This is a genomic window from Methanofollis sp., from assembly GCF_028702905.1.
Lineage (GTDB): Archaea > Halobacteriota > Methanomicrobia > Methanomicrobiales > Methanofollaceae > Methanofollis.
In genome coordinates this window covers 1-3,687 of the sequence record NZ_JAQVNX010000152.1, presented here as the reverse complement: position 1 = coordinate 3,687, position 3,687 = coordinate 1, and the positions used below count along the sequence as shown (strand labels likewise).

3 protein-coding genes and 1 pseudogene are annotated in these 3,687 nt (G+C 62.4%); 1 reads left to right on the top strand and 3 read right to left on the bottom strand.

Annotated features, from left to right (window positions below; genetic code table 11):
• From PHP59_RS11845 to PHP59_RS11835, 3 genes and pseudogenes are all read right to left on the bottom strand, one after another.
• A pseudogene (locus tag PHP59_RS11845) lies at window positions 1–296 on the bottom strand (UV DNA damage repair endonuclease UvsE); the annotation flags it as partial.
• Window positions 296–1,135 carry a hypothetical protein gene (locus tag PHP59_RS11840; RefSeq protein WP_300167256.1) on the bottom strand — a complete coding sequence of 280 codons (840 nt, stop codon included), beginning with the start codon at window positions 1,133–1,135 and terminating at the stop codon, window positions 296–298. The pseudogene PHP59_RS11845 and the gene PHP59_RS11840, both read right to left, overlap by 1 nt.
• Window positions 1,136–1,242: 107 nt before the next feature.
• A complete protein-coding gene (locus PHP59_RS11835; protein ID WP_300167254.1) occupies window positions 1,243–1,494 on the bottom strand; it encodes a hypothetical protein in 252 nt (83 codons plus the stop codon).
• 322 nt (window positions 1,495–1,816) lie between these two features.
• On the opposite strand from PHP59_RS11835, the gene lysS reads away from it, so the two are divergent.
• Window positions 1,817–3,352: a lysine--tRNA ligase gene (lysS, locus tag PHP59_RS11830; protein WP_300167252.1), complete on the top strand. Its 1,536-nt coding sequence runs from the start codon at window positions 1,817–1,819 to the stop codon at window positions 3,350–3,352.
• Window positions 3,353–3,687 lie beyond the last annotated feature (335 nt).

Genomic DNA, 3,687 nt, shown 5'->3' with positions numbered 1-3,687 from the left:
AGGGAGATGCGCATGCCGCGGCCCCGGACGAACGCCCCTATCCCGGCGAACTCCTCCGCGAAGATCGCCGGCCAGTCGAGGGCGTTCACCGGGTGGGAGGCGAAGGGGACGAGGTCCGAGGTGACCCTGAAGAAGAGGAGGCCGTGTTCGGCGTTGAAGATGAGGATCCGCGAGAGGCAGGAGAGGTTCTCCGCCACTGTCGAGAGGAACCTCTCCTCGCTCCAGGACTTCAACCTGAAGGTGCGGGCCGAGGTGCACCCGATGGCGGTGTTCATGCAGGGGTACCCGATCCGCATCAGGGCATGGGGTGGGTGGGTGCGCTCATAACCCTGTCGGCCGCCAGCCGCGGGTCGTCGTGCGCGACCCGGCGCGCGATGAGGGCCGACCTCTCCCTGTCCATGAAGAGGAGCATGACGTCGATGTCTGTCGGGGCCGTGGCCGCAAGGAAAGATCCGAATGCGGCGGGGTCGACCGAGGGCGGGTGCGGCGTGTCCCGGTCGAGGGAACCGTAGAAGACGATCGGCACGCCGTCCTCCTTCCTCCATGTGCGGGCGCACTCCCTGACGGCCTCGCCGGGGTCTCCCCCGGCCTGGTGGCGGTCGTAGGCCACGGGCACGCCGCATGCCCGGCCGATGGCCCGGCAGTCTTCGACCGTGTGGAAGCGGTCGTTTCTGATGACAAGACGCCTGGCCACCGCGTCGGGGAGGCTGTCATACTCCCGGCAGAACTCGTCAGCATCGCCCCTGCCGTAGCTCCTGATCGGGATCTTTGCCGTCGTGTCGAGGCCCATGGCGTCGAGGAGGGAGGCGAGGTGGACGAGGTCGGCGGCCCGCCTCTCCGGGGTGAGGGCAGGCCCGGCAGGGCATGTTGCGATCCGCATGCCCTTCTCCCTCACATAGGCCCCGACGGCCGCAAGGCACTCCGCATACGCGGCTGTCCTGTGCGGGACGGCCCGCGGACTGATCGCGAAGAAGGAGAGGTCGGCCTTTTCATTGAACTCCAGGGTCCTTGCCAGGCAGGCAAGGTTCTCGACGACCGCGGCGTCCACCTCCTCCGCCGGGGCCTGGCGGCGGTCGGGGAGCAGACCTGTCATTGGCCCGAGGGTCAGGTTGGCGCAGGGATACCCGATTTTCATCGCATCTCCGTGGTTCAGGGACTATATATCTCTGGCGAAATTGACCTGCCCATGCTCTATCTTTGCGGCAACACCCGGCCGTCCGTTGAGGGGAAGAATTTCGGGGGTTATTTTCTGTGGAGGCCCGCCATGATGTCCCTGAGCGGTGTACGGGGGGGTTTCTTTTCTCTGTCTGCCTCTCGTGCATGGTTTGCCTTCCCTTTTGCCAGGGCGATCTCGACGTATTTCTCCAGTTGCCTGATGCCCTTTTCAAGGTCTCCTGTCTCTTCGCCGGCGATCCCTGCCTGCAGTTTGAAGAAGTAGAGATCGGTTTCAAGTTCTTTCCGGACATTGTCGGCCATATCGTCCGATATCGCCATTTTTTTATATTCCGTGCACCTTTCAAGCCACTCTGATGAAAAAGTCTCGAACCGTGATTTAATGGATTGAGCCATCCCGTCTCCTCATACAGAGTAATAAATTTTGCAGGCACTATTTATGCGCTTGTATATCGCGCCGGACAATCGCCCCACATATGGCGGTCTCTTCCCGTCTCCGGCGATCGTCCCCCGGCGGTACCGGGCCGGGGACCTCTTTTCTCTCAGACTGATACCCTTAATACTCCCCGATAAAAAAGATATATAGCGATTTCACCCGGCCGCGCCGTGCGGCCGGGCCAACCCTGCACCCGGGAATGGTATCATGAGCGATTCACAGATCAGTTTTGATGAGGCAAAACTCACGAAATACCGCGAACTTCAGGAGGCCGGACTCACCCTGTACCCGGCCCACTATGAGCGGAAGCAGACCCTCGGCGAGATCAAGGAAACTTTTGCGGAGATCGGCCACGACCAGAGCGAAGAGGAGGTCGTGACGGCCGGGAGGATCTACGCCCTCCGTCACCACGGCAAGACGATCTTCGTCGACATCGGCGACGCCTCGGCCCGCATGCAACTCTATGTGCGGAAGGACGACGTCGGCGACGAGCCCTTCGAGTTCATCAAGAAGTACCTGGACGCGGGCGACATCATCGGCGCAACAGGCCATGTCTTCAGGACAAAGATGGGCGAGATCACCGTCTGGGTCAGCCGCTTCGACCTCCTCACCAAGTCGGTCTGCCCGATGCCGGAGAAGTTCCACGGGCTCAAGAACACCGAGCAGCGGTACCGCCACCGGTACCTCGACCTGATCATGAACGAGGAGTCGCGGCAGACCTTCCGCACCCGGAGCCATGCCATCGCCGGTCTGCGGAACTTCCTCAATGGACGGGGCTTCATGGAGTTCGAGACCCCGACACTCCAGTCCGTCTATGGCGGCGCCAATGCCCGGCCCTTCATCACCTACCACAACGCCCTGGAGCAGCAACTCTTCCTCCGCATCGCCCCGGAACTCTACCTGAAGAGGCTTGTCGTCGGCGGCTTCGAGAAGGTCTACGAGATCGCGAAGAACTTCAGGAACGAGGACATCGACACCCACCACAACCCTGAGTTCTCGATGGTGGAGATCTATGCCGCCTACCATGACTACGAGGACATGATGAACCTCACCGAGGAGGTCATCACCCACCTTGTCGAGAGCGCTCTCGGCACGACGACGGTCACCTTCGCGGGCAACGAGATCTCCTTTGCCCGGCCGTGGAGGAGGCTCAGCATGGAGGACGCGGTGAAGGAGTACGGCGGCATCGACGTCTATGCGACGCCTCTCGACGAACTCGCCAGGATTGCCGAAAAAGAGGGCGTGGAGAAGTGCGAGACGGCACAGACCCACGGCGACTACCTCCCTCTCTTCTTCGACCACTACTGCGAGGAGAAACTCATCCAGCCGACTTTCATCTACGACTTCCCGGTCGAGAACTCGCCGCTGGCGAAGCGCCACCGCTCGAAGCCCGGCTTCACCGAGCGTTTCGAGCTCTTCGTGAACGGCATGGAGCTTGCGAACGGCTTCTCCGAGCTGAACGACCCCCTCGACCAGAAGCAGCGTTTCGAGGAGCAGGACGCAAAGCGCCGCCTCGGCGACCTTGAGGCGCAGATGATCGACTACGACTTCGTCAACGCCCTCGGCTACGGCATGCCCCCGACCGGCGGTGTCGGCATCGGTATCGACCGCCTGGTCATGCTCATCACCGGCAACGACTCCATCAAGGAAGTGATCCTCTTCCCGTCGATGCGGACGATCGCGACGCAGGGCGGAGAGGACGAGGCCGAAGAGTCGGACGAGCCCGAAGAGAAGCAGGAGTAACGCTCCCGAAGACGGCCCCCGCGGGAGGGGCCGGTCCTCTTTTTTTGATCCTGCTGGCACGGCATGCGAGGGCGAGAGCGGGGGCTGTCGGGTTCTTCGGGACCGTGTCCGGCAGGTGTTCCTGCGCCATACCATGTGTCCTGCCGACGCTCTCCTCCGGGGGACTACCGCCCCCGTCAGCGAAAACCTTCGGTTTTCTCGAACTCGCTGGCGCTCGTTTCCCCCGGTGCAGGATAGGCGGAGGGATGGCAATCTCCCACTCAGGATCTCTGCTCTGTCTTCCCCGGCCCTATCCTAATGTGGGGTCTGGGGGCGATAGCCCCCGGTGAGCCGCG